The sequence below is a fragment of the Cryptosporangium japonicum genome (assembly GCF_039524755.1).
GTDB lineage: Bacteria > Actinomycetota > Actinomycetes > Mycobacteriales > Cryptosporangiaceae > Cryptosporangium > Cryptosporangium japonicum.
The window spans coordinates 150,801-175,098 of the sequence record NZ_BAAAGX010000018.1; the positions used below are offsets into that span (position 1 = coordinate 150,801).

Below are 24,298 nucleotides of genomic sequence, written 5' to 3' on the forward strand. Positions count from 1 at the left end.
CTCTCCGTGCTCGGCCGGTCGCCTCTCGACCTGGCCGGGTTCACACCGCACCGGACGATCGAGGACATCGACGTACGCGGCGACGGGCGTGCGGTTCCCGGGATGGTCGCGCGGTTCTACCGCCGGCCCGAAGGGGACCGCATCGCCTCGCTGGGGCACTACACGTACGAGGGGCGCGACACGCTGCTGGCGTGGGGCTGGGTCGGCGATCCGCACTGCGCGTTCCACGCCGTCGGGCGCCCCGGGCACGGGTGGGACGAGCCGCGACCCGGCTGCCCCCGGGCCGAGCTGGTGCTCGACGGGGCCAACCGGGTCGTCGGCGTGCTACTGGTCTGAGCCACCCCCGACCGGAACCAGTTGGATCCGGGTGGCGTGGCGGACGGCCGCGATCGAGGCCGCGGTGAGCGCCAACCCGCTGGTGAGCGCGATCGTGTGCAGGACCGGGTCGGCGATCGGGACGAACGCCACCACGGCGACCGGGAGCTGCAGGCCGGCGATCAGCGCGAGCAGCGCACCCCGGTTGCGGCGACCCCAGAAGTACGCGGTCCAGAGCGGTGCGGTGACCACGGCGAGCGTGAGCACGTCCAGCGCGGAGTGCAGGTACGGGTTGGTGACGCGGTCATGAGCGAACGCCGACGCGGGCGCCGCTACGGCTAACAGGGTCAATGCTCCGGTGAGCACGATGAACAGTCGACGCACGACGTCCTCCTAGGCGGCACGGGCCCTCACTGATCGAGGTTAGGTGATGACCGTGCGTCTAGGAAGGTCGTCCTAAGTGCTCATCGTCCCCAGCTATTGCGCGGCCACCTCCAGCACGCCGCGCATGCCGCTCTCGGCGTGGTAAAGGCACGGGAACGGGTACTCGCCGGGCTTCTCCACCGTCACCCGGAGCGTGGCGGTCTGCCCACCGTTGACGTTGCCCGCCGTGCTCTCCGCGACCGTCATGTCGTGCGGCGTCACCCCGACGTTCTGCAGGCGGAACTCGACGACGCCCGGCCGGGCCCGCACCCGGTCCGGTTCGAACCGCAGGTCGTCGGTCATCGTCACGGTGATCCGCTGGACGCCGTCCGGCCCGCGGGTCGCGGCCACCGCGGGAGCCGCCGACGTGCCCGCGGTCACCGGCGCGTCCGACCGCCCGATCCCACCGGGCCCGCCCTCGGGGCCCCACGAGGCGCACCCGGTCAGCACGAGCAGCCCGGCCGCGGCCACGCCGATCCCGATCCGCGGCGTCACAGCCCCAGCTCCTCGAAGAGTCGTTGCCCGAAGTACTCGCCCTTGGCGACGCCGCCGGGCATCGCGAACAGGGCGCTGGTCTCGTGCCGGATGAAACGGCTCAGCCGGTCCTCGCCGTCGACCAGGTTCCGCTGCACCGGGACGAAACCGGTGCGTGGGTCGGCCTGCCAGGCCAGGAAGATCAGACCCGCCTCCAGGCCCCCGCCGGGCAGCGGATCCGCGAACGAGTACCCCCGGCGCAGCATCGCGGCGCCCGAGTTGAACGCGGCCGTGGCCAGGCGCATGTGCGAGTTAGCCGGGATCAGCGGCTGACCGTCGGCACCCCGCTGGCCGAAGTTCGCCGCGGTGGTCTCGACGCCGCCGGACAGCGGAGCCCCACTGTCCTTCTTCCGGCCGATGACGTGCTCCTGGTCGGTGACCGGCAACTTCTCCCAGTCGTCGAGCAGCATCCGGATGCGCCGGACGACGAGGTACGAGCCGTTCGTCATCCAGCCGTCGGCGGCGAACACCTGCCGGCCGAACGTCGCCTCGCTGGGCTTGGGGTTTTTGGTGCCGTCGAGCTGGCCCATCAGGTTCCGGACCGTCGCGCCCTCGTTCGTGGTGACGCCGCGGCCACGGGTGAAGCCGGCGAACTGCCAGCGTGGGGTGGCCACCCCGGCGGCGAGTTGCTCCAGCGTGCGTAGCGCGGAGAAGACGACGACCGCGTCGTCGGCCGCGACGAGCACCCCGAGGTCGCCGTCGCTGCGTGCCGGGTCGAGCGTTTCGCCGCGGAACGCCGGGAGCGGGGTCAGCGCGGCCGGGCGCGCGCTCGCCGGGACGCCGGCCCGGCCGAACAGGGTCGGGCCGAATCCGACCGTGATCGTCAGGGAGGCCGGTCCGCTGTCGGCGGTCATCGTGTCGGTGCGGTCACCGGCCGGACGTCCGGCGGCGAGTGCTTCGGCGGCGGTCGTCCAGCGCTGGAGCAGGCCGCGCAGTGCGGCGGGGTCGGCCCCGGGGACCAGGTCGAACGCGGCGATCCGGGCGTGGGCCTGGCGCTGGCTCGGGGTGGCGATGCCGGCTTGGCGGGCGCCGTGGAACGGCACGGTCTGGCGGCCGACCGAGCCGAGCGGCACGGTGCCGACCTCCGGAGCGGCCGTGGGTGGGTCCGGGTTCGCGGCTGCCTGCAGCCCGGCGCCCGCGACGGCCCCGGCACCGCCGGCCACCGCCAGCCCCACGGCCTGCCGCCGGCTGATCCGCCCACCCCGAGCCCGACCCCCCGACGCGACCGGCGCACCCGAGGCCGCAACCGGCACGAGCGGCTCCACCGCCTGCTCCCGGCCCTCCGCGACCGGCTCACCCGACCCGCCATCGGGCTCACCCGACGACCTGTCCGGCCCACCGGGAGCCCCAACCGGCTTCGGTACCCCGCCGCCCGGCTCATCCGGCGCAGCGGCCGAGCCCGCCTCCGGCACAGCGGCCCCGACGCTGGCCGGGTGTGTGGTGCGGTTGCGGTAGAGGTGGAGCGCCAACGCGCCCACCAGGCCGAGCCCCGCCCCGAGCCCGACCGCGACCGTCAGCCTGTCCACCACCAGCGGCAGAACCGTCGGCGCGGACGACCGCCAGAACACCGGCAGATCGGGGAACCCGGACGCGACCGCGACGCAGACCCCCACCACCGCCGCCGCCCACGGCCCGGCGTCGTGCCGCCGCACCAGCAGCCAGATCGCCAACCCGCCGATCGCCCACACCGCGAACTGCGGCAGCAGCGACACGACCTGGTTCGCCGGCTCCAACAGCGTCACCCCGACGCTGTGCGCGGCATCCGACACCACGACCGCGCCGACCACGAACGCCAACCCCCGGCGGAGCAGCAGCGCCGGAAGCGCACAAAGCCCCAGGACCGCCGCGAACCATCCCCACGGCGCCGGGCCCGGCACCCAGGCCAGCACACCCGTGCCCACCAGCGCCTCACCGCGGTAGTCGAGCGTGACCGTCCACCGGCTGATCTCGTGGAACTCGTCCGGGGCCTGGCTCACCAGCGGTGGGAGCGTCGTCTGCATCCAGTGGGTGCGGTGATCGTGCCAGCGGAACGACCGGTCGCCCGAGACCTTGCGCCAGCTCGGCGGCTTGCGCGGATCCGCGCCGGCCGGAACCGTGGTCACGCCGTACCGGTCGGCGTTCAGGTAGTAAGCCGGGGAGTTCTCGTTGACGAACACCCCGCCCGGGCCGATCTTCGCGTAGGGCTCGTTCTGGTACCCCCGCACGACCACGTCGGTGCCGGTCGAGTTGCGGGCTTCGAGCTTGCTGCCGTTCTCCACCACGCTCAGCTCGACGCCGGGCACCCCGTCGTAACGCTCGAGCGTCGTGCGGAAGTTCGTCGCGCCGACACCGCCGACGGTGTGCGCGGCCGCCGGAGCGGCGCCGATCGCCAGCAACGCCGTGACCAGCGCACCGATCACAGCCATCCGACGAAACCACATGCACTGACCCGCAATCTCCTGGAGCCGACGTCCTGGGGTTGGTCGTTCCGGCGTCGCCTGCAGTTCCCCGAAGATCGAGATCGTCGTCACTGCACCGACGGCTGCCGGTTGCCTTGCTCCCGTGAGGGATTACGGTTTGTCGCCGTGACGTCCGTCTTCCCCTCTGAAATGGTCACAGTCGTCGGTATCGGTGCTGACGGCTGGGCCGGGCTCGGGGACCCCGCGCGGAACGCACTCCGCTCGGCCGAGGTCGTGTTCGGCAGCCGGCGTCAGCTCGGCCTGCTCCCCGGCGACGTGCCCGCGGAGCGGATCTCCTGGCCGCGGCCGATGTTGCCGTCGATACCGTCGTTGCTGGCCGCCAACGCGGAGCGCCGCATCGCGGTGCTGGCCAGCGGCGACCCGATGTTCTTCGGCGTGGGCTCGACGCTGGTGCGCCAGCTCGGCGCCGACCGGGTGCGGGTGTTCTCGCACCCCTCGTCGATCTCGCTGGCGTGTGCCCGGTTGGGCTGGCCGGAGGAGAAGATCGAGATCGTGAGCCTGGTGGGGCGCCCGATCGAGCGGCTGCACACGGCGATCCACCCCGGTCGTCGGGTGCTGGCGCTGAGCGCGGACGGCACGACGCCGGGCGCGGTGGCGTCGCTGCTGGTCGCGCGGGGGTACGGCGCGAGCACCCTGACCGTGCTGGAGCACCTGGGCTCGGCCCACGAATCGCTCCGGACGGTGCGGGCCGACGAGTGGGACGGCGAGACCACGGCGGCGCTGAACGTGATCGCGATCGACTGCGTCGCGTCGCCGGACGCGGCGCTGCTGCCGCTCGTGCCCGGCCTGCCGGACGACGCCTACGACCACGACGGCCAGCTCACCAAGCGCGAGGTGCGCGCGATCACGCTGGCCCGGCTCGCGCCGATGCCCGGCCAGCTGCTCTGGGACGTCGGCGCGGGCGCGGGCAGCATCGCGATCGAGTGGCTGCGTACCGACCGCTCGTGCCGTGCGGTCGCGATCGAGCACCGCCCCGACCGGGCCGCGCGGCTCGCGGGCAACGCCGCGTCGCTCGGGGTGCCCGGGCTCACCGTGGAGGTGGGGTCGGTGCCGGGTGCGCTGGCCGCGCTGGACGCGCCGGACGCCGTGTTCATCGGCGGCGCGGTGACCGCGGCCGGGGTCGTCGAGGCGTGCTGGGACGCGTTGAAGCCGGGTGGGCGCCTGGTGGCGAACGCGGTGACGATCGAGTCGGAGGCCGTGTTGGCGCGCTGGCAGGCGTCGCTGGGCGGGGATCTGACCCGGGTCTCGATCAGCCGGGCCACCCCGGTGGGCGGGTTCCTCGGGTGGAAGCCGATGATGCCGGTGACGCAGTGGGTGGTGACGAAGCGGTGACCGTTCATTTCATCGGGGCCGGTCCGGGCGCGGCGGATCTGCTGACGCTGCGCGCGAAAGCGCTCATCGAGTCGTCGCCGGTGTGCTTGTACGCGGGTTCGCTCGTGCCGGCCGAGTTACTGGAGTGGTGCCCGGCCGGGGCGCGGCTCGTCGACACGGCCGGGTTGAACCTGGACGAGATCGTCGTCGAGCTGGCGGCGGCGCACGCGGCCGGCCTGGACGTGGCCCGGCTGCACTCCGGCGACCCGTCGGTGTTCAGCGCGATGGCCGAGCAGATGCGCCGGCTCGACGCGCTCGGCATCGACTACGACGTGACGCCGGGCGTGCCGGCCTTCGCGGCGGCGGCCGCGGCGTTGAAGCACGAGCTCACCGTGCCCGGGGTGGGGCAGACCGTGATCCTCACCCGGACGTCGGCGCGCGCGACGCCGATGCCGCCGGGTGAGGACCTGGCGACGCTCGGCGCGAGCCGCGCCACGCTCGTGCTGCACCTGGCCGTGCAGCGCATCACCGAGGTGGTCGCCGAGCTGGTCCCGAACTACGGGGCCTCCTGCCCGGTCGCGGTGGTCGCCAGGGCGAGCCGGGACGACGAGGTGGTGCTGCGTGGGACGCTCGCGGACATCGCCGACGCGGTGGCCGCGGCCGGCATCGTCCGTACCGCGGTGATCGTCGTCGGGTCGGTGCTGACGGCCTCGGAGTTCTCCGACTCGCACCTGTACTCGGCCGCGCGGTGTCGCGAGTCCTGATCCTGGGCGGCACCGGCGACGCCAGACGGTTGGCGTCGTCGCTGGTGGGCGCCCACGACGTGGTCAGCTCACTGGCGGGCCGGGTGCGGTCGCCGTTGCTTCCTCCCGGCGAGGTGCGGATCGGGGGGTTCGGTGGGGTCGCCGGCCTGGCCGCGTACCTGCCGGGGTTCGACGCGGTGATCGACGCGACGCATCCGTTCGCGGCCCGGATGACCGCGCACGCGGTCGAGGCGTGCGCGCGGGTGGGGGTGCCGCTCGCGGTGCTGCGGCGGCGGGGGTGGGACGAGGTGCCCGGTGACCGCTGGGTGCGCGTCGGGTCCTTGGCCGACGCCGCCGAGGTGCTCCCGCCCGGACAGCGCGTGTTCCTGACCACGGGGGTCCGCGGCCTGGACGTGTTCGCCGGGTGCGACCAGTGGTTCCTGATCCGGTGCGTCGACCCGCCGTCCGTTCCGCTGCCGCCGCGCTCGTCCGTGCTCCTGGCCCGCGGCCCGTTCGCCTACGCCGACGAACTCGCCCTCCTGCGTGAGCACGCGATCGACGTCGTGGTGACCAAGGACAGCGGCGGCAGCGCCACGTACCCCAAACTCGAGGCGGCCCGCACCTTGGGCCTCCCCGTGCTGATGATCACGCGCCCGCCCGTCCCACCCTCCGCGAGCGTGGTCACCACCCCGGAGGCCGCCGCGGCCTGGCTGGAACGTCAGGCCGGGTAGCGCCTCGGCGTGTAGACGGTGTGGCCGTCGGTGCGGGTCTGGGACGAGCCGACGATGAGCAGCGTCCGCATGTCGATCTCGGCCGGGTCCATCTCGCCGAGCCGGACGATCCGGACGCTCTCCTCGGGGCCGCCGACGTCGCGGCCGATGACGACCGGGGTGTCGGCGTCGCGGTGCTCGAGCAGCAGCGCCTTCGCGGCGACGATCTGTTCGCGCCGGCTCTTCGACGCCGGGTTGTAGATCGCGATCACGAAGTCCGCGGCCGCGGCGGCGGCCAGCCGGGACGAGATGACCTCCCAGGGCTTGAGCCGGTCGGAGAGCGACAGGATGCAGAAGTCGTGACCGAGCGGCGCTCCGACGCGGCTCGCCACCGCCTGCGCCGCGGTCAGCCCGGGGACGACCCGGACCGGCACGTGCTTCCAGCGCGGCTCCTCCGCGACCTCGAGCACGGCCGCGGCCATCGCGAAGACGCCGGGGTCACCGGAGGACACCACCGCGACGCGGGCCCCGCGCGCGGCCAGGTCCAGCGCGAACGCGGCCCGCTCGGCCTCGACGCGGTTGTCGGACGGGTGGCGTCGCTGCCGCGGATTGGGCGGTACCCGGTCGAGGTACGGGCCGTAGCCGACCAGGTCGTCGGCGGCCGCCAGGGCGGCCTGCGACTCCGGCGTCTGCCACTCGCGCCCGGCCGGACCCAGCCCCACCACGACGACTTCACCCGGTGACGGCGTGTTCGCGGCGGCCGGTGCCGGGGCGAGATCGGACAGGCCGGGGGAGAGCCGGCTGGGCAGGACCGCCACCGAGAAGTACGGCACGGTCTCCGGGTCGACGTCGGCCAGCGGCGCGGTGCGCTCGGACGACGTCGTCGCCCGCTCCACGTACCAGGCCTCGTCGAGCCGGCCCGCGGTCTCCAGTGCCTCGCGCACCGCGCCGAACGTCCGGCCGAGCTTCATGATCACCGCGGGGTCGTCGCCGGCCAGCCGGTCGGCCAGCGTCGCCGCCGGCAGCGTTCCCGGCAGCACGGTGAGCACCTCGTCCCGCTCCACCAGCGGCCGCCCGAGCGTCGCCGAGGCCCCGCTCACCGACGTCACGCCGGGCACCACGGTGGCCTCGTACCGGGGTGCCAGCCGCTTGTGCAGGTGCATGTACGACCCGTAGAAGAACGGGTCGCCTTCGGCCAGGACGACGACGTCCCGACCGGCGTCGAGGTGGGCGGCCAGGCGCGCCGCGCAGGACGCGTAGAACTCGTCGAGCGCGCCCTGGTACCCGCCGGGGTGCGACGTGGCCTCGGTGGTGACCGGGTAGATCAGCTGCTCCTCGATCTGCCCTTCGCGCAGGTACGGGGCCGCCACCGACCGCGCGATGCTCCGCCCGTGCCGGGCCGAGTGGTAGACGATCACTTCGGCCGCCGAGATGAGGCGGGCCGCCTTCACCGTGACCAGCTCCGGGTCGCCCGGTCCCAGACCGACGCCGTACAACCGTCCGCTCATCACTCTTCCTCGCTGGCCAGCGCGTTGAGCGCCCCGGCCGTCATCGCGCTGCCGCCCCGGCGTCCGCGCACGATCAGGTACTCCAGCCCGAGGTCGTTGGCCGCGAGCGCGTCCTTCGACTCCGCGGCCCCGACGAAGCCCACCGGGATGCCGAGCACGGCCGCGGGGCGCGGTGCACCGGCCGCGATCAGGTCGAGCAGGTGGAACAGCGCCGTGGGGGCGTTGCCGATCGCGACGACCGACCCCTCCAGGTGCTCGCGCCAGAGCTCCAGCGCGGCCGCACTGCGGGTGGTGCCGAGCTCGGCGGCCAGCGACGGCACGCGGGGGTCGTTCAGCGTGCAGATCACCTCGTTCGACGCGGGGAGACGCCGCCGCGTCACGCCCGAGGCCACCATCTGCGCGTCGCAGAGGATCGGGGCTCCGGACCGGAGGGCCTCGATCGCGGCGGGCACCGCGCCCGGCGAGAACGCCAGGTCGTCGACCAGGTCGACCATGCCGCAGGAGTGGATCATGCGGACCGCCACCCGGGCGACGTCCGCCGGGAGGCCGCTCAGGTCGGCCTCCGACCGGATGATCGCGAACGAATGACGGTAGATCTCCGCACCGTCGCGGATGTACTGCCCAGTCAACGCTTGATCCTCCTGGCGGCCGCCACGGCCGCGGGTAGCTCGTCGACGGGAACGGGTTCGCCGTCGACCTGGTATCCGTCCGTGGTGGCCAGTACGTCCACGTGGACGTCGGCCGGGTGCCCGCACCGCCGCGCGCACCCGGCGAAGTGCACGGGGAGCAGCGCGCCGGGGTTGCGCAGTGCGGTCGCCGCGTCGGCGTGGACGTCCGTGCGGGATTTGGCGCAGCCGGGAAGGCCGGTGCAGGCCGAGGCGCTCGCCCAGGCCGACGCCGGATCGGTCACCAGCCCCGCCTCGGCCAGCGGAGCCAGCGCCTCGGGCCCCACGCCGGGCAGCACCACTCCCCGCCAGGGCGTGACGATGATCTCGTTCCGGGCCACCTCGGTGATCGCGTCCATCTGCGTTCCGGTGAGCCGTCCCAGCGGGACCACCACCCCCACCGCCCCGTCGAGCGCTCCGATCGGGTCGGCGCCGCGGAGGGGCGCGAGCACGGAGGGTTCGACCAGGGCGCAGGCCAGGGCCGGCTGCATCCGGCGGGCGACCCGCGCCACGGCGTCGTCGAGCTCGGACAGACGCCAGGCCTTCGAGGCCTGCGCCGCACGTTCGAGCAGGAAGCACCGCGCGGCGGCGATCAGGGCCGCAACGGCCTGGCCGGCCCGGACCCGCAGACCGCTGTCGACCCCCGCCAGCAGCACCGGGACCGGGTCGGCGCCCAGCAGCACGGTCACGTCGGCGCCCAGCGAGACCACGTCCCGATCGGTGTCGATCGCGAACAGGAACCGGCCGGGCAGCTCGGACAGCTCTCCGTCCGCGCACAGCGCCCGGTCGAGCGCGGAGACCACCGGGCCGGCCCCGCCGAGCGGCGACGCCACGATGTTGCGTACCCGCTCGTGCGTGGCCGAGGGCAGAAGTCCGACGTCAGCGAGCCGCGCGGCCAACGCGTCCGAATCGGTGACGCCGCGAATCTGCAGATTCGCCCGAGATGTCAGCTCCAGCGGGGCGAACGGCAGCAGTGCCCGCCACTGGGTGAGGCTCACCACACCACCGGGGATGCGCACCCGGGCCAGCCCGCCGTCGGCCGCCTCGTGCACCTGCAACGCGCCTGGGCAGCTGTCGGCAGCCTGGCGGAAGGGCACGGCGGTGGGCATAGTCCGGATGCTACGTGTCGCTCCGGTGATCCCCATTGGGCCCACTTGACGATTGGGACCCTGATCACCAGTGTTGAAAGGCCATGAGCGGTGTCAGGTGGAGGAAGCCGGTGTGAATCCGGCGCGGTCCCGCCACTGTCACCGGGGAGCGAGCCTGCATCCGAGCCACTGCATCAGCGGGAAGGCAGCAGGGGAGCGTCGATCCGGGAGCCAGGAGACTCCAGGCACCGCTGACCACGACCCGGGGCGCGGACCCCGAGTGAGGACGCCCCGCGTGATCTTGCTGCTCTCGACGTCGGACACCGACCTGCTCTCGGCGCGGGCCAGCGGCGCGCCCTACCGGCTCGCGAACCCGGCTCGAACCGGCGTCGACGATCTGCCCGGGCTCACCGACGGCGTGGACCTGGTCGTCGTCCGGATCCTCGGCGGACGCCGGGCCTGGGAAGAGGGGCTCGACGCGCTGCTCGCGGGGCCGTTGCCGGTCGTCGTGCTCGGTGGGGAGATCGCGCCGGACGCGGACCTCATGCAGCTCTCGACGGTCCCGATCGGAGTCGCGGCGGAGGCGCACGCCTACCTCGCGCAGGGCGGTGCGGCGAACCTCCAGCAGCTGCACAACTTCCTCAGCGACACCGTCCTGCTCACCGGCCTCGGCTTCGAGCCCCCCGTCGAGATGCCCACCTGGGGCATCCTGGAACGCGAATCGACGGGCGACGGGCCGACGATCGCGGTGCTCTACTACCGCGCCCACCACATCGCCGGGAACACCGCGTTCGTCGGAGCGCTCTGTGACGCGATCGAGAACGCCGGTGGCCAGGCCCTGCCGATCTTCTGCGCCTCGCTGCGCACCGCGCCCGCCGAGCTGCTGCGAACCCTCGAGACCGCGGACGCGCTCGTCGTCACCGTGCTCGCCGCCGGCGGCACCAAACCCGCCACCGTCAGCGCCGGTGGCGACGACGACGCCTGGGACGTGGGCGCGCTCGCCGCGCTCGACGTCCCGATCCTGCAGGGGCTCTGCCTCACCAGCAGCCGCGCCACCTGGGACGCCAACGACGACGGGCTCTCCCCGCTCGACAACGCCACCCAGGTCGCGATCCCGGAGTTCGACGGCCGGATCATCACGGTGCCGTTCTCGTTCAAGGAGATCGACGCCGACGGCCTCACCGTCTACGTCGCCGACCCCGAGCGGGCCGCGCGTGTGGCCGGCATCGCGGTGAAGCACGGCGTGCTCCGCCACATCGCGCCGGAGAACAAGAAGATCGCGCTGATGCTCAGCGCCTACCCCACCAAGCACGCCCGGGTCGGCAACGCGGTGGGCCTGGACACCCCGAAGTCCGCGGTGAAACTCCTCCAGGCGCTGCAGGACGCCGGTTACCGGGTCGGTGACCTGCCCGGCGTCGAGGCGCAGGACGGCGACGCGCTCATCCACGCGCTGATCAAGGCCGGCGGCCACGACACCGCCTGGCTCACCGAGGAGCAGCTCGCCGCGAACCCGGTCCGCATCCCGGCGGCCGAGTACCGGACGTACTTCGACTCCCTCGATCCCTCCCTCCGGGACAAGATGCTCGAGCACTGGGGCCCGCCTCCCGGCGAGCTCTACGTCCACGACGGAGACATCGTCCTGGCCGCACTGCGCGGCGAGAACGTCGTCGTGATGATCCAGCCGCCGCGTGGCTTCGGCGAGAACCCGGTCGCGATCTACCACGATCCCGACCTCCCGCCGAGCCACCACTACCTGGCCGCCTACCGGTGGCTCGCCTCCGAGTTCGGTGCGGACGCGGTCGTCCACCTGGGTAAACACGGCAACTTGGAGTGGCTGCCGGGCAAGACCGTGGGGATGTCGGCCGCCGACGGCTCCGACGCCGCGCTCGGCGACCTGCCGCTGATCTACCCGTTCCTGGTCAACGACCCGGGCGAGGGCACCCAGGCCAAGCGGCGCACGCACGCCACGCTCGTCGACCACCTGGTGCCCCCGATGGCCAGGGCCGACAGTTACGGCGACATCGCCCGCCTCGAGCAGCTGCTCGACGAGCACGCGAACATCGCCGCGCTCGACCCGGCGAAGCTGCCGGCGATCCGCGCGCAGATCTGGACGCTGATCCAGGCCGCGCGCCTCGACCACGACCTGGGCCTGGACGACCGCCCGCACGACGCCGAGTTCGACGACTTCCTGCTCCACGTCGACGGGTGGCTGTGCGAGGTCAAGGACGTGCAGATCCGCGACGGCCTGCACGTCCTCGGTGACGCGCCCACCGGCGAGGCGCGGGTGAACCTCGTCCTCGCGATGCTGCGTGCCCGCCAGATGTGGGCCGGTCAGGTCGCCGCGCTGCCGGGCCTGCGCGAGGCGCTGGGCCTCTCCGAGGCCGGCGACGAGGCCCGGTCCGATGTCGACACGATCGACGCGGTCGCCCGTGGCCTGGTCGCCGCGATGGAGGAACGCGGCTGGGACCCCGCCGAGGCCGCTTCCGTCGCCTCGTCGGTCGACGTCGACCAGCACGCCGATGTGACGAAGGTGCTCGAGTTCGCGGCCACCGAGGTCGTGCCGCGGCTGAACAAGACCACCGACGAGATGGCGCACGTGCTGCACGCCCTGAACGGGGGATACGTCCCCGCCGGGCCGAGTGGCTCCCCGCTGCGCGGGCTCATCAACACGCTCCCGACCGGCCGGAACTTCTACTCGGTCGACCCCAAGGCGGTGCCGAGCCGCCTGGCCTGGGAGACCGGCTCGGCGATGGCCGAGTCGCTGCTCACCCGCTACCGCGAGGACACCGGCGACTGGCCGCGCTCGGTCGGCCTGTCGATCTGGGGCACGTCGGCGATGCGCACCGCCGGCGACGACATCGCCGAGGTGATGGCGCTGCTCGGCGTCCGCCCGGTCTGGGACGAGCAGTCCCGCCGGGTCAGCGGGCTCGAACTCATCCCGCGCGCGGAGCTCGACCGCCCACGCATCGACGTCACGATGCGCATCAGCGGCTTCTTCCGGGACGCGTTCCCGCACGTCATCGCGATGCTCGACGACGCCGTGCAGCTGGTCGCCGGGCTCGACGAGCCCGACAACTACGTCCGCGAGCACGTTCTCGCCGACCTGGCCGAGCAGAAGAGCGAACGCCAGGCCACGATGCGGCTGTTCGGCTCCAAGCCGGGCGCGTACGGCGCCGGGCTGCTCCAGGCGATCGACTCACGCACCTGGCGCGACGACAAGGACCTGGCCGAGGTCTACGCGGTGTGGGGCGGTTACGCCTACGGCCGTGACCTCGACGGTGTGCCGGCCCGCCCGGACATGGAGAACGCGTACCGCCGGATCAACATCGCGGCCAAGAACGTCGACACGGCCGAGCACGACATCGCCGACTCCGACGACTACTTCCAGTACCACGGCGGCATGATCGCGACCGTCCGGGCGCTGACCGGCCAGTCGCCGAAGGCCTACATCGGCGACAGCACCCGCCCGGACGCCGTGCGCACCCGCAGCCTGCACGAGGAGACCGCCCGGGTGTTCCGGGCCCGCGTGGTCAACCCGCGCTGGATCGAGGCGATGCGCCGGCACGGCTACAAGGGCGCGTTCGAGCTGGCCGCCACCGTCGACTACCTGTTCGGCTACGACGCCACGGCCGGCGTCGTCGCCGACTGGATGTACGAGAAGCTGGCCGCGACGTACGCGCTCGACGAGGAGAACCAGAAGTTCTTCGGCGAGTCGAACCCCTGGGCGCTGCACGCGATCACCGAACGCCTGATCGAGGCGGCCGACCGCGGCCTCTGGGAGCACCCGGACGCCGACACGCTGGCGGCGCTCCAGGACCTCTACCTGGCGACCGAGGGTGACCTCGAGGACGACTGAGCAGCGAAGCGCTGCACCGGTTCGATGCTGTTGAGCAGCGTCGAGCTGCACTCGGCGAAGGCGACCTGCACCGCGCGCAGCTCCGCGGCCGACGGCCCGTTCACGTCGTCGACCGCCAGCGCCATCTCGGCCGCCGACGTCGAGAGGTGCAGCGCGGTCACCGCGAGCGCGTGCAGAATCGCGGGCGCGTCGACGAGCACGTCGGACTGCAGGGCACGGGCCAGCGCCCGCGCGTCACTACCGAGCGTGTTGGCCAGATCCGTGACGGTATCGCCGGCGAACTTCATGCCCGCGATAATGCCTCCTCCTCACCGGTCCGCGCGGCCCCGTAACGGGGGGCATAAGTGGCGAAACGGACGGGCGCGCCCGAGGGGTGGGAGGCGCCCGGGCGGTTTCGCCCTCAGCGAGGGAGACTGCATACGGTTGGAACGCTGACCAGCGAGAACAAAGGAGAACCGGTGGTCCTGGAACCCGCCGAGATCTGGGCTTATCTGATCGGGCGCGGATCGGTCCCGGCGACCGCCACCGGCACCGTGCGCGAGGTCGGCGACGGCAACATGAACCGCGTCTTCGTGGCGGTTCCCGACGACCCCGCGATCCCGAGCGTCGCCGTGAAGCAGGCCCCGCCGTGGATCCAGAAACTCGGGCCGTCCGCGCCGATGAGCCCCGAGCGGGCGCTGATCGAAGCGAGAGCGCTGCGGACGTTCGCCGAGTACGCGCCCAGGCAGACGCCGACGATCCTCGACGTCGACGAGACCCGGTTCGCGTTCACGATGGAGGACCTCTCCGACCTCACCGTGCTGCGCACCGCCCTCAACGACGGCGCCGAGCTCGGCCGGACGTCGGCCGAGGTGGGCGAGCTGATCGGGCGGGTCACGTTCGCGACGAGCGTCGCCGGCGCCGATCCGCGGGTGCGCGCGGCGCTGATCGCCGAGTCGGTCAACCCGCTGCTCGCCGAGGTCACGCTCCAGTACCTGCTGGGTGATCCGTTCGTCGAGGCCGAGCACAACCACCACCACCCGGCGCTCGAGGACGGCGTGAAGCGGCTGCGTGCCGACCCGGCGGTCCGCACCGAACTCGCCGCGGTCCGCGCCGCGTTCGGCGCCAAGGCCCAGGCCCTGGTCCACGGTGACCTCCACAGCGGCAGCGTGATGGTCGGTCACCGCGACGGCGAACCGGTCGTCCGGGTGATCGACCCCGAGTTCGCGATGGTCGGGCCGATCGGCCTCGACCTCGGCCTCTACGTCGCCAACGTCGTCATCGCGGCCGTGCGCAGCCGGAACAGCGCCCACCTCGCGAGCATCGCCGAGTGCTGGGACGCGTTCTGCGCCGCCTGGCGCGAGGGCTGGCCCACCCGCGTCGACCCGTTGCTCGACGACGGCTGGCTCCTGCGTGAACTGCGCGACGTCTGGCACGACACGCTGGGCTTCGCCGCCGTCGAACTGGTGCGCCGCGTCGCCGGTTACTCGCACGCGTCGGACCTCGAGACGCTGCCCGACCCCGGCCCGGCATCCGCGCTCGTGCTCGACCTCGGCCACAAGCTGCTCGTCGACCGCGAGATCTGCGGCAGCCGCCCGGATCCCCGCGCGCTCGCGCACCTCGTCAGCACCTCCTGGGAGGCCCGGCAGTGAGGCCCGTCCTCGACGACAGCGTCCGTCTCACCGACGACGGTGTGCTGATCCTCGACCGCCGCGTCTTCCCCGCCCGCGAGGAGTGGGTGCTGACCCGCACCGCGGGCGAGGTCGCGGTCGCGATCCGCGCGATGGTGACGCAGAGCTCGGGTCCGTTCTACGCCGGGCTGGCCGGGCTGCGACTGAGCGCCCGCCTCCATCGGGCCGACCCTCTCGGAACCGCTCTGCGGGCCCTGGCCGACGACGGTGAGCTGCTCACCGCGGCCAGGCCCACGAACAACCACGTCCGGGACGCCGTGCGCGAGGTCCTCGACGCCGTCGGCACCGTCGGCTCGGCCGCGGAGCTGGCCGAGCTCGTCGAGGCCGAGACCGCCCGGCTGGAGGCCGCCTACCGGGGCGGCAGCGCCGAGCTGGGCCGGCTCACCACCGAGCTGATCCCCGACGGCGCCCGGGTGATGACCCACTGCTGGATGGACGCGTACCTGATCGGCCTCGTGCAGCAGGCCGAGCTGGCCGGGCGCAAGTACGAGTGGGTCGTCACCGAGACGCGCCCGTACCTGCAGGGCGCCCGGCTCACCGCGCACACGCTGGCCGAGATGGGCCAGCCGCTGACGCTGATCACCGACTCCACGGCGGCGTCGGTGCTCGCCGGGCAGGGCGCGCTCGGGTCGGTCGACGCGCTGGTCACCGCGGCCGACCGGGTGACGATGGACGGGCACGTCATCAACAAGGTCGGCACGCTGTCCCACGCGGTGGCGGCGTCGGCGTTCGACGTCCCGTTCTACGCGCTGGTGCTGGCCCCCGACCGCACCGCCGCGACCGCGTCGGACGTCGTCATCGAGGAGCGCGACGGCGCCGAGGTGCTGTCGACGCTCGGCGCGCGAACCGCGTCGGCCCTGGTCGAGCGCGGCTACTACCCGGCTTTCGACGTCACGCCGCCGGAGTTCGTGCGGCGGATCGTCACCGACCGAGGCGTTTTCGAGCCGGCCCGGGTCGGCGAGTACCACGAAAGGCAGAACCGATGACCTACACCGCACGCGTGGTCGTCCTCGACATCGAGGGCACGACCAGCGCCGCCGGTTTCGTGCAGGGTGACCTGTACGACTACGCCCGGCCGCGTCTCCGCCCGTGGATCATTGCGCACGCGGACGACCCGGCGATCGCCTCCGCCGTGGCCGACACCCGCGCCGAGGGCGGGTTGTCCGACGACGCCGACGTGGACGCCGTCGTCGCGGTGCTGCACGGCTGGATGGACAGCGACGTCAAGGCGACGCCGCTCAAGACGATCCAGGGTCAGCTCTGGGCGGCCGGGTTCGCCGCCGGTGAGCTGCGCTCCCACTTCTTCGAGGACGTGGTGCCGAAGCTGCGCGAATGGCACGAGCGCGGTCTGCGGCTGGTGTCGTTCTCGTCCGGGTCGATCGCCAGCCAGGTGCCCTGGTACCGGCACGCCGACGCCGGTGACCTCACGCCGCTGATCGAGGACTACTTCGACACGGTGAAGGCCGGCAGCAAGCGCGAGGCCACGTCGTACGAGAAGATCGCGTCCGCGCTGGGGGTGGCCGGTGGCGACGCGCTGTTCCTGACCGACCTGCCGGCCGAGCTGGACGCCGCCCGCGCCGCCGGCTGGCAGGTGATCGGCGTCCGCCGTGAGGGCGAGCCGAACTACACCGCCGACTTCGGCGACCACCCGGTCGTCGCCACCTTCGACGAGGTCGACGTGGTGCCGGCATGACCGGCCCGGACTACCGTACGGATTTCCGCGGGGTGTTGGAGGGCGCCGGCACGGCGCTGGCGGCGGAGTCGGCGCGGTTCGCCGGCATCGGCTGGATGCGCGGCACCTCCGGCAACCTGTCGATCGTGCTGAACCGGAACCCGCTGCGCCTGGCCGTGACCGTCAGCGGCCTCGACAAGGGCGAACTGACCAGCGCCGACGTCGTCGTGGTGGACGAGTTCGGCCGCGCGGTGCCCGAACAGCCCCGACCCGACCTGGTCCCGTCGGCCGAAGCGGAACTGCACGCCCGGGTGGCGCAGCTCTCGGGCGCCGGCGCGGTGGTGCACGTCCACGCTCTCCAGGCCGTGCTCGCCGGGCACTGGTGGCCCGACGGTATCGAGCTGCGTGACCTCGAGATGCTCAAGGGCATCGGCCGGCTGGCCCACGACGAGACCGTCACGATTCCGGTCGTCCCGAACTCCCAGGACATGAAGGTCCTCGGCGACGACGTCGCGAAGGTCTTCGACCCCGCGACGCCCGCCGTCGTCGTCGCCCGCCACGGCATGTACGCGTGGGGCCGCGACCTCCTCCAGGCCCGTCACCACACGGAGATCGTCGAGTTCCTCCTGCAGTTCAAGGTCGAGACACGCGGCTGAGCCGGGCGAAGACCTCGGCGGTGGGGGAGCCGGGCTCGGGGCAGTAGACGATCATGCGCTGGCCGGTCTCCGGGATGTGCAGCACCTGGCATTCGAACTCCAGCGGTCCGTGCTCCGGTGACACCACCGATTTCACGACCCGTCGTCGTTCTTCGACGTCGTGTGCGGCCCACAGTTCGGCGAACCGTCTCGAGGTGCCGAGCAGCTCGGTGACCAGGCGTTCGACGCCGCGGTCGCCGGCGTGGGCGGCACGCAGGTCGGCGACCATCGACCGGTTGAAGGCCAGCGCGGCCTCGTCGTCCCAGTGCGGGTCGTCGTAGGGGCGGCGGAACACCCAGCGGATCATGTTCCGGTCGTCCTCCGGCACCTGCGAGAGGTCGCTGAGGAAGTGCGTCGCGAGCTGGTTCCAGGCCAGCACGGTGTAGCTCGCGTCGACGACGAAGGCCGGGACGTCCCGCAGCGAGTCGAGCATCACCCGGATCGCGGGGGTGAGCTCGCGGCGCGGACTCGTGGTTCCCGGGGGCTTCTCGCCGGCGACCCGGAAGAGGTAGTCACGCTCGTCGCGGGTGAGCAGCAGGGCGCGGGCCAGCGCGGACAGCACCTGGCGGGACGGGTTCGGCCCGCGGCCCTGCTCCAGCCGGATGTAGTAGTCGATCGACATCCCGGCGAGCTGGGCGACCTCCTGGCGACGCAGGCCCGGTGTGCGCCGGCGGATGCCGTCCGGCAGGCCGACGTCACGCGGCTGCAACCGGGCCCGTCGCGTACGCAGGAAGTCGCCGATCTCCGCGCGCGGGTTCATGTCCTCCAGCGTGCTGTAAGCCCGGGGCAGGTGGGTGGTATCGCTGGTGCTCTGTACGCGGTTCCCCGGTGGCTCCAGGGTCGGGGCATGACACAGATCGCCCTCATCACGGGCTCCAACAAGGGCATCGGTTACGAGACCGCACGGCTGCTCGGCTCGCGTGGCTACACGGTGCTCGTCGCGGCGCGGGATTCCTCCCGGGGTACGTCGGCCGCGTCGGCTCTCGGCGCCACGTTCGTGCCGCTCGACGTCACCGACGACGACTCGATCCAGCGCGCGGCCGCGCAGGTGGAAGCCGACCACGGACACCTCGACGTGCTGATCAACAACGCCGGCCTCATCGGCGACCACGCGGAAGCGCGCGGCCTGCCGAGCGGCACCACCCGCGAGGCGGTGCGGCAGGTCTTCGAGACCAACGTGTTCGGCGTGATCGCGGTGACCAACGCGTTCCTGCCGCTGCTGCGCAAAGCTCCGACAGCACGGATCGTGAACGTGTCCAGCGAGGTCGGCTCGATCTCCACGGTGACCGATCCGGCCAACCCGCTGTACCAGCTCGTCGGAATCCCCTACCCGACGTCGAAGGCCGCGCTGAACATGGTGACGGCGATGTACGCCAAAGAGCTGCCGGGGATCGACGTCTTCGCCGCCAACCCGGGCTACTGCGCCACCGACCTCAACGGCCACGCCGGCTTCCGCACGGCCGAACAGGGCGCCTCCGTGGTGGTGTCCCTGGCCACCGGCGAAACCGACGCCACCACGGGCCGGCTCTGGGGCGACCTCTCCCTCGTCGGTAGCGCCGACACGAACGGCGTCATCCCCTGGTAGCTGCCGTTCCCGGTGACATGATGGCGCGATGTCGAGCGCTCCGACGTGGGAGTGGGACTACTTCGTCAGCTTCACCCAGGCGGACGAGGGCTGGGCGCGGTGGGCCGCCGAGGTGCTCGAGGCAGCCGCCTATCTGGTGATCTGGCAGCACAGTCGATTCGTCGTCGGCAGTGAGTGGCCGGCGCTGATGCGGAGTGCCGCCGTCGGAGCGCGGGTGACGGTCGCCGTGCTCTCGCCGGAGTACTTCCGCGCTCAGTTCTCCATGGAGGAATGGCGCCTGGCCCGGGCGGAAGAACGCCGGGACGGCCTGGTGCGGCTGTTCCCGATCCTCGTCGCCGATCCGCCGGCGGACTGTCCGGAGTGGCAGGCCGAATTCGGTGGCCGGGTCTGGCTCGATCTCCGCGACCTGGACCGGCAGGCGGCACGCGAACGTTTCCTCGACGCGTTGGACGCGGCCCGCTGGGGACACGACCCGTTGGGTGTTCCGCTCACCAACACCCGGCCGGCTGACCCCACCGTCAGCATCGCCAGACCGGACCTTCTCGCAGCGATCCGCCGAACGCTGGAGCCGGCTGATCCGGCGGTCGTGGTGCTCTCCGGGGCGCCCGGCATCGGGAAGAGCACGCTCGCGGCCGAGTACGCCCGGGCGCACGCCAGGGACTACCGCATCATCTGGTGGATCGAGTCGGCCTCGGAAACCCTGGTGCGTGCCCGGCTGGCGGAACTCGCGGGTGAACTCGGTCTGGCCGGGAACACGTCCGGAGCCGCGCCGCTGGACCGAGTCCTTCGCGGGCTCGGCGGACGACACCGTTGGCTGCTGGTGTACGACGACGTCGACGTGGCGAACGTCGACGTGGAACGACTGTTGCCGCACCCGGGCGGTTCGCTCCCGGCGGGTGGTCACGTCATCGTGACGACGCGCGCCGAGCGGCGGGTACTGCCGGGTGTCGCGGCCGAGATCGCCGTGCCGAAGCTGTCCGTGCCGGAATCGGTCGACTTTCTCCGTCGCGGGTTCCGAGGGCCGGAGGGCTCAGCGGAGTGGCGCCCGACCGATCAGCAGGTCTGCGAGCGGCTGGCCTCGTTGTTCGACGGGTTGCCACTGGCGCTCGCTCAGGCCGTCCGGTCGACGCCGTCACCGGACGAGTACCTGGTGGAATTCGAGGTGTGCCGCACCGAGTTGCTCGATGCCGACGTGGTGCCGAGCTACGGAGTCAGCGTCGGTGCGGCCTTCCGGACCGCGCTCGGTCGCGTCGACCCGGAGTCGGCGGCGCTGCTCCGGATCCTCGCGGCGCTCGGAAGCGCGCCGATCCCGGTCGAGTTGCTGGAGGCGACCGCCGAGGAGCTGAACGCGCCGTTGGACACCGTCGTGACGAGTCCGGTGCGACTCAAGCGGGCCGTCCGTCCACTCACCGACCGTGGGTTGGCGCGCCACTACGCCGATCCGACGTCAGCGCGTCGGCTGATCTCCGTCCACGCGGTGACGCGGACCGTGCAGGCGGACGTCGCCACGCAGCACGGGAACTGGGACGACAGTGTTCGCGCGGCGGTGCGGATGCTCGACACGATCGCGGGCTCCGCCCGGGCGGATTCGCCGACGGCCCGCTCGTGGTGGCAGCGCATTCTTCCTCATGCGCTGACGGCGGCGGAGTATCCGATCGCTCGTCAAGAGGTCCTCGACGGCGATGTGCTTCCGCCCGCGGTGACGATTCTTCTCGGTGCGTCGCGGTATTTGCGGTGGCGTGGCGAGCCGAGCGAAGCGGTTGTCCTGAGTCGGCGTGCGCTCGCGCTGGCGGACGACTACCTGCGTAGTCGGCGCCTGCCCGAAGGGGCGGACGCCGCCCATGCGGTCGCTACCTGTCGGCATGCGCTCGCTGATGATCTCGTCGCGGACGGACGTCACCTCGAAGCGCTCGAGGCGCTCGCGCCGGCTTTGGATCGTTGGACCGAAACACTCGGTCCGAGCCCGGTCACCGCGGAAGCGCTCCTGACCAAGGCCACCGCACTCGACGGGATACGGCGATACCGCGACGCCGAGACCGCCTTGGAAGAGGCGATCCGCATCATCGGCTCGGTGTACGGCCCGGACTCGCCGACATTGGAGCCCTATCTGTCCAATCTCGCGGTGCTGCGACATCACCAGCGCCGACCGGACCAGGCCCTGTCCGTGGTGAGGAGAGCCGAAGCGGTGGCGCAAGGCGGTGCGGACGACGCCGGACGACGGGCTCGCCGGTCGGAGATCCATGCTGCCGCGCTGTGGGGAATCGGCCGTCGCGCCGACGCCGTCGAGATGTTCAGGCGTGCCGCCGAAATGATCGAGGCCTCGTACGGCCGCGGTCACCCGCGGACCCTGGCGGCACACCGGAACGCCGACCGGGCCGAAGCAGGCAATTAATCACGAAATTGCATATTTGTCCCCGGGAGATGAATACTCCCCGCAGCGTGGCTACGGCGTTGGGGGGCGCGGGTGGAAACGGCGCTGGAGGATGTCCGCCGCATAGCCGAGGCCGACGGCGGACTGATTCATGAAACGTGCGTGCTGACCGCCGGTACCGCGGCGGAAGAGACATTCGAGTTGGTGATGGAGACGATCGCCCATCGTTCGGCGATCGACCGCGAACCGATTCGCGCCTCGGCCTGGCCGCTGGCCGTGGCCAGGTACGTCGAACAGCGCGTGCTCGCGAACAGCTCACCGGTCCGGGGCGAGGAGTGCGCGGCCTCCGTCCCCGCCGACGTCCGTGACGTCCTCGCCGGCTTGGACGTCGAGGACCGGCTCGTAGCGGTGTTCCACAGCCGCGCCCGGTTGCCGCACAACACGCTGATCGAGGCATTCCACTATCCGCCCACGCGCCGTGACCGGGCCGAGATGCGGGCCGCGTTGGACCGGGTCGATCGTTATCTCGGCGCCCTGCTGGTTGCCAAGCGGCGGCCCGAGGTGTGTGACGCGCTGCCGGAGGTGCTCGTCGGCTGGGACGGGCGGCTCGGCGCGGTGAGCAGCGAACTGCGCGACCGGATCGCCGACCACGTCGACGCGTGTCCGACCTGTCGACGGGAGCGGATGGCGCTGGTCGGCCCCATCGGTGAGGGTCAGGCGGCGCTTCGCCTGCTCGGCGGTTCGATCGTCGTTCCACCCGGCCCGGAACACCTGGATCGGGTCGTGGAGCGGGCGACGACGCATCCGGCTCCGGTCCCGCTCCCGCTCGCGGCGATGACGCCGTGGAACGACCCGGGCTGGACCGACGGCTGGCCACCCCCGGTCTCGTTCGCGGCCGGGTCGGCGGCGGACGCCGATGACAACCTGGGCGCCGGTGGGATTCCTCCGGCGCCGATGCCACCTCCGCGCCGACGGTCCCGGCATCGGCGCGCAGCTATCGCCGGTGTGGCCGGGCTGATGCTCGTGGTGGTCACCGGGATGCTCCTGCATTGGCCGCCGCTCGGCGGGGTGTTGCGGCAGGCGGAGGCCCAGCCGTCTCCCGGGCCGTCGGCCGGTGGCTCCGACCGAGGAGGTCCTGCGGCCGACCCGGTGGTTCCCGCGCCCAGCGGCGGATCGAGCGACGACCGGGGCTCCCGGCCGCCGGGCGGTAGGGCCGTCCCGGGCGCACCTGAGCCGGCGAGTTTCCGCGTGTCGCCGACGTCGCTGGCGCTCGGACCGTCGTTGACCGGAACGGTCACGGTCACGAACGGCGGTGAGCGCCCCTCGGTGGTCGGCGTCGAGGTGGCCGGAGGCCTGAACGCGCAGGTGTCGAGCCGTCCGATCGCGCCGGGGCGGAGCGTGACGCTGTCCGTGACCGCGGATCCGAAGGTCCTCCCGGTGGGAACGTTCTCACGACGTCTTCGGCTGTACCCCGTCGACGGTGGTGCGGCGGTGGCCGTGTCGGTCACCGGAGCGGTGGTGGCGCCCTCCGTCGAACTCACCGTCGACTCGGCGTCCGGCCCGTCGCCGCACACCGTCACCGCGTCCGCCTCCGGGGCCGGTTCGGCGCCCATCACCCGCTACGTCTTCGAATGGGGCGACGGCGAGCAGACCCGGACGTCGGAGCCGACGGTGAAGCGCACGTTCACCCAGGTCGGCGAGCGCTCGGTCACCGTTTCGGTCGTCGACGCCGCCGGTCGTACCGCGACCAGCGATCCCGTGGTCGTCGCGGTCGGGCTCGCCGCCCCGGCTCCGCTGACGCCCACCGCGAACCAGGAGGCCCGCCTCGACGACGACATCGTGTTCTCCTGGCAGGCCGTTCCCGGTGCCACGCGTTACGTCGTCGAACGGCAGCGAGCGACGACGGAGGGCTGGACCGGGCTCGAGACCCACAAGGCTTTCAGCACCGAGGTGACACTCCGGGCGATCTCCTCGGACGCTCCCCACCGGGAGCGGTGGCGAGTGCACGCCGTGGGCGCGGGCCGCACGATCGGTGCGGACAGCGACTGGACGGAGTACTCGCTCGTCGAGCCGGCGAACGACGACGCTAGGCCGGAGCTGCCCCGCTGACCAGCGCGATCAGCTCGTCGGAGACTCGGCGGACGTGGTGAGCCAGGCCGGTTTCCGCTGGGTCGTCGATCCAGCGTTGGAAACCGACGTGGAAGATCGTGGCGCCGAATTCCGCGGCCAGGGTGGCGTCGGGGTCGGGCACGCCGCGGGTGCGTAGGGCGTCGGCGTTGGCGTGTTTGAGGGCTTGGAGCTTGAGCAGTTCGCGCTCGAGCAGGCTGGTGTTGGCGGCGATCACGGCCGAACGGCGGCGCGCGAACACCTGGCGTTCGGCGAAGAACGGGCCGACCGCCTCGAACGCGCGCGTGATCACCTCGATCGGCGTGAGGCCCGCGGGCGCTGCGGCGATGGCCCCGGTGACGACCTCCAGCAGGATCGCGGAGCCCTCGAACAGCACCTCGCGCTTGTCGGTGAAGTGCCGGAAGAACGTGCGCTCGGTGACACCGGCCCGCCCGGCGATGCTCGCCACCGTGGCCGCCTCGAAGCCTTCGTCGGTGAAAGCGTCGAGCGCCGCCATCAGCAGTCGTTCCCGAGCTCCGGGTTCCCATCGCGCCACCGCCCCAGTCTAGTGATGGCAGTGACTGACA

At 72.5% G+C, this 24,298-nt stretch carries 21 protein-coding genes and 1 riboswitch; of the genes, 12 read left to right on the plus strand and 9 right to left on the minus strand.

The genetic code is table 11. From position 1 onward, the window contains the following. The first annotated feature begins 6 nt into the window (after positions 1-6). On the plus strand, positions 7-336 hold the full coding sequence (locus ABD437_RS23950) for a hypothetical protein (RefSeq protein ID WP_344651155.1): 330 nt from the start codon (positions 7-9) through the stop codon (positions 334-336). On the opposite strand, the gene ABD437_RS23955 is transcribed toward ABD437_RS23950, so the two are convergent. From ABD437_RS23955 to ABD437_RS23965, 3 genes are all read right to left on the minus strand, one after another. Beyond that, positions 325-699 (minus strand): hypothetical protein, encoded by a 375-nt coding sequence (locus ABD437_RS23955; protein ID WP_344651156.1) that lies wholly within the window; start codon positions 697-699, stop codon positions 325-327. The genes ABD437_RS23950 and ABD437_RS23955 overlap by 12 nt on opposite strands. A gap of 93 nt (positions 700-792) precedes the next feature. Further along, positions 793-1,233, minus strand: a complete 441-nt coding sequence (locus ABD437_RS23960) for a cupredoxin domain-containing protein (RefSeq protein ID WP_344651157.1) — start codon at positions 1,231-1,233, stop codon at positions 793-795. Continuing rightward, positions 1,230-3,677 (minus strand): Dyp-type peroxidase, encoded by a 2,448-nt coding sequence (locus ABD437_RS23965; RefSeq protein WP_344651158.1) that lies wholly within the window; start codon positions 3,675-3,677, stop codon positions 1,230-1,232. Before ABD437_RS23965 ends, ABD437_RS23960 begins: the two co-directional genes overlap by 4 nt. A gap of 183 nt (positions 3,678-3,860) precedes the next feature. On the opposite strand from ABD437_RS23965, the gene cbiE reads away from it, so the two are divergent. From cbiE to ABD437_RS23980, 3 genes are read left to right on the plus strand one after another with little or no spacing between them, the layout of a single operon-like run. Then, on the plus strand, positions 3,861-5,063 hold the full coding sequence (cbiE, locus tag ABD437_RS23970) for a precorrin-6y C5,15-methyltransferase (decarboxylating) subunit CbiE (RefSeq protein ID WP_344651159.1): 1,203 nt from the start codon (positions 3,861-3,863) through the stop codon (positions 5,061-5,063). After that, positions 5,060-5,806, plus strand: a complete 747-nt coding sequence (gene cobM, locus ABD437_RS23975) for a precorrin-4 C(11)-methyltransferase (RefSeq protein WP_344651160.1) — start codon at positions 5,060-5,062, stop codon at positions 5,804-5,806. The genes cbiE and cobM overlap by 4 nt, the downstream gene beginning before the upstream one ends. Then, positions 5,791-6,516, plus strand: coding sequence for a cobalt-precorrin-6A reductase (locus ABD437_RS23980; protein WP_344651161.1), 726 nt, complete (start codon positions 5,791-5,793; stop codon positions 6,514-6,516). Before cobM ends, ABD437_RS23980 begins: the two co-directional genes overlap by 16 nt. Here the strand turns inward: ABD437_RS23980 and ABD437_RS23985 are convergent. From ABD437_RS23985 to ABD437_RS23995, 3 genes are read right to left on the minus strand one after another with little or no spacing between them, the layout of a single operon-like run. Then, positions 6,504-8,003 (minus strand): precorrin-3B C(17)-methyltransferase, encoded by a 1,500-nt coding sequence (locus ABD437_RS23985; RefSeq protein ID WP_344651162.1) that lies wholly within the window; start codon positions 8,001-8,003, stop codon positions 6,504-6,506. The genes ABD437_RS23980 and ABD437_RS23985 overlap by 13 nt on opposite strands. After that, positions 8,003-8,632 carry a precorrin-8X methylmutase gene (locus ABD437_RS23990; RefSeq protein WP_344651163.1) on the minus strand — a complete coding sequence of 210 codons (630 nt, stop codon included), beginning with the start codon at positions 8,630-8,632 and terminating at the stop codon, positions 8,003-8,005. The genes ABD437_RS23985 and ABD437_RS23990 overlap by 1 nt, the downstream gene beginning before the upstream one ends. After that, on the minus strand, positions 8,629-9,777 hold the full coding sequence (locus ABD437_RS23995) for a precorrin-3B synthase (protein ID WP_344651164.1): 1,149 nt from the start codon (positions 9,775-9,777) through the stop codon (positions 8,629-8,631). The genes ABD437_RS23990 and ABD437_RS23995 overlap by 4 nt, the downstream gene beginning before the upstream one ends. Positions 9,778-9,877: 100 nt before the next feature. Beyond that, positions 9,878-9,998: riboswitch (cobalamin riboswitch) on the plus strand. Positions 9,999-10,051: 53 nt separating this feature from the next. Here ABD437_RS23995 and cobN point away from each other — a divergent pair. Next, positions 10,052-13,612, plus strand: coding sequence for a cobaltochelatase subunit CobN (gene cobN / locus ABD437_RS24000; RefSeq protein ID WP_344651165.1), 3,561 nt, complete (start codon positions 10,052-10,054; stop codon positions 13,610-13,612). Here the strand turns inward: cobN and ABD437_RS24005 are convergent. Beyond that, the gene (locus ABD437_RS24005; protein ID WP_344651166.1) at positions 13,576-13,899 is read right to left on the minus strand and encodes a hypothetical protein; all 324 of its coding nucleotides are present in this window, start codon (positions 13,897-13,899) and stop codon (positions 13,576-13,578) included. The genes cobN and ABD437_RS24005 overlap by 37 nt on opposite strands. A 171-nt stretch (positions 13,900-14,070) precedes the next feature. On the opposite strand from ABD437_RS24005, the gene mtnK reads away from it, so the two are divergent. Genes mtnK through mtnB form a run of 4 tightly spaced genes read left to right on the plus strand, consistent with a single transcriptional unit; the run spans position 14,071 to position 17,610 of the window. Next, positions 14,071-15,243, plus strand: a complete 1,173-nt coding sequence (mtnK, locus tag ABD437_RS24010; RefSeq protein WP_344651167.1) for an S-methyl-5-thioribose kinase — start codon at positions 14,071-14,073, stop codon at positions 15,241-15,243. Next, positions 15,240-16,268, plus strand: coding sequence for a translation initiation factor eIF-2B alpha/beta/delta subunit family protein (locus ABD437_RS24015; RefSeq protein ID WP_344651168.1), 1,029 nt, complete (start codon positions 15,240-15,242; stop codon positions 16,266-16,268). The genes mtnK and ABD437_RS24015 overlap by 4 nt, the downstream gene beginning before the upstream one ends. Then, positions 16,265-16,975, plus strand: a complete 711-nt coding sequence (mtnC, locus tag ABD437_RS24020; protein WP_344651169.1) for an acireductone synthase — start codon at positions 16,265-16,267, stop codon at positions 16,973-16,975. Before ABD437_RS24015 ends, mtnC begins: the two co-directional genes overlap by 4 nt. Continuing rightward, complete coding sequence (mtnB, locus tag ABD437_RS24025; RefSeq protein ID WP_344651170.1) at positions 16,972-17,610, plus strand: methylthioribulose 1-phosphate dehydratase; 639 nt, start codon at positions 16,972-16,974, stop codon at positions 17,608-17,610. The genes mtnC and mtnB overlap by 4 nt, the downstream gene beginning before the upstream one ends. Here the strand turns inward: mtnB and ABD437_RS24030 are convergent. Beyond that, on the minus strand, positions 17,588-18,409 hold the full coding sequence (locus tag ABD437_RS24030; protein WP_344651171.1) for a helix-turn-helix transcriptional regulator: 822 nt from the start codon (positions 18,407-18,409) through the stop codon (positions 17,588-17,590). The genes mtnB and ABD437_RS24030 overlap by 23 nt on opposite strands. Before the next feature lie 87 nt (positions 18,410-18,496). Here ABD437_RS24030 and ABD437_RS24035 point away from each other — a divergent pair, with 87 nt between their 5' ends. The 3 genes from ABD437_RS24035 to ABD437_RS24045 all read left to right on the plus strand — a co-directional run bounded on the left by ABD437_RS24035 (position 18,497) and on the right by ABD437_RS24045 (position 23,714). After that, positions 18,497-19,234, plus strand: coding sequence for an SDR family NAD(P)-dependent oxidoreductase (locus tag ABD437_RS24035; protein WP_344651172.1), 738 nt, complete (start codon positions 18,497-18,499; stop codon positions 19,232-19,234). A 28-nt stretch (positions 19,235-19,262) separates the two neighbouring features. Next, positions 19,263-21,626 carry a tetratricopeptide repeat protein gene (locus tag ABD437_RS24040; protein ID WP_344651173.1) on the plus strand — a complete coding sequence of 788 codons (2,364 nt, stop codon included), beginning with the start codon at positions 19,263-19,265 and terminating at the stop codon, positions 21,624-21,626. Positions 21,627-21,767: 141 nt separating this feature from the next. Further along, on the plus strand, positions 21,768-23,714 hold the full coding sequence (locus ABD437_RS24045; protein WP_344651174.1) for a PKD domain-containing protein: 1,947 nt from the start codon (positions 21,768-21,770) through the stop codon (positions 23,712-23,714). On the opposite strand, the gene ABD437_RS24050 is transcribed toward ABD437_RS24045, so the two are convergent. After that, positions 23,692-24,267 carry a TetR/AcrR family transcriptional regulator gene (locus ABD437_RS24050; RefSeq protein WP_344651175.1) on the minus strand — a complete coding sequence of 192 codons (576 nt, stop codon included), beginning with the start codon at positions 24,265-24,267 and terminating at the stop codon, positions 23,692-23,694. The genes ABD437_RS24045 and ABD437_RS24050 overlap by 23 nt on opposite strands. Positions 24,268-24,298: the final 31 nt, after the last annotated feature.

What these genes read in the sequence shown, in the direction of transcription:
- ABD437_RS23965 (WP_344651158.1), bottom strand. Translation starts at nt 3,677, where the DNA reads ATGGCTGTGATCGGTGCGCTGGTCACGGCGTTGCTGGCGATCGGCGCC.
- cbiE (WP_344651159.1), top strand. Translation starts at nt 3,861, where the DNA reads ATGGTCACAGTCGTCGGTATCGGTGCTGACGGCTGGGCCGGGCTCGGG.
- ABD437_RS23985 (WP_344651162.1), bottom strand. Translation starts at nt 8,003, where the DNA reads ATGAGCGGACGGTTGTACGGCGTCGGTCTGGGACCGGGCGACCCGGAG.
- ABD437_RS23995 (WP_344651164.1), bottom strand. Translation starts at nt 9,777, where the DNA reads ATGCCCACCGCCGTGCCCTTCCGCCAGGCTGCCGACAGCTGCCCAGGC.
- ABD437_RS24005 (WP_344651166.1), bottom strand. Translation starts at nt 13,899, where the DNA reads ATGAAGTTCGCCGGCGATACCGTCACGGATCTGGCCAACACGCTCGGT.
- mtnC (WP_344651169.1), top strand. Translation starts at nt 16,265, where the DNA reads ATGACCTACACCGCACGCGTGGTCGTCCTCGACATCGAGGGCACGACC.
- mtnB (WP_344651170.1), top strand. Translation starts at nt 16,972, where the DNA reads ATGACCGGCCCGGACTACCGTACGGATTTCCGCGGGGTGTTGGAGGGC.
- ABD437_RS24030 (WP_344651171.1), bottom strand. Translation starts at nt 18,409, where the DNA reads ATGAACCCGCGCGCGGAGATCGGCGACTTCCTGCGTACGCGACGGGCC.
- ABD437_RS24035 (WP_344651172.1), top strand. Translation starts at nt 18,497, where the DNA reads ATGACACAGATCGCCCTCATCACGGGCTCCAACAAGGGCATCGGTTAC.
- ABD437_RS24040 (WP_344651173.1), top strand. Translation starts at nt 19,263, where the DNA reads ATGTCGAGCGCTCCGACGTGGGAGTGGGACTACTTCGTCAGCTTCACC.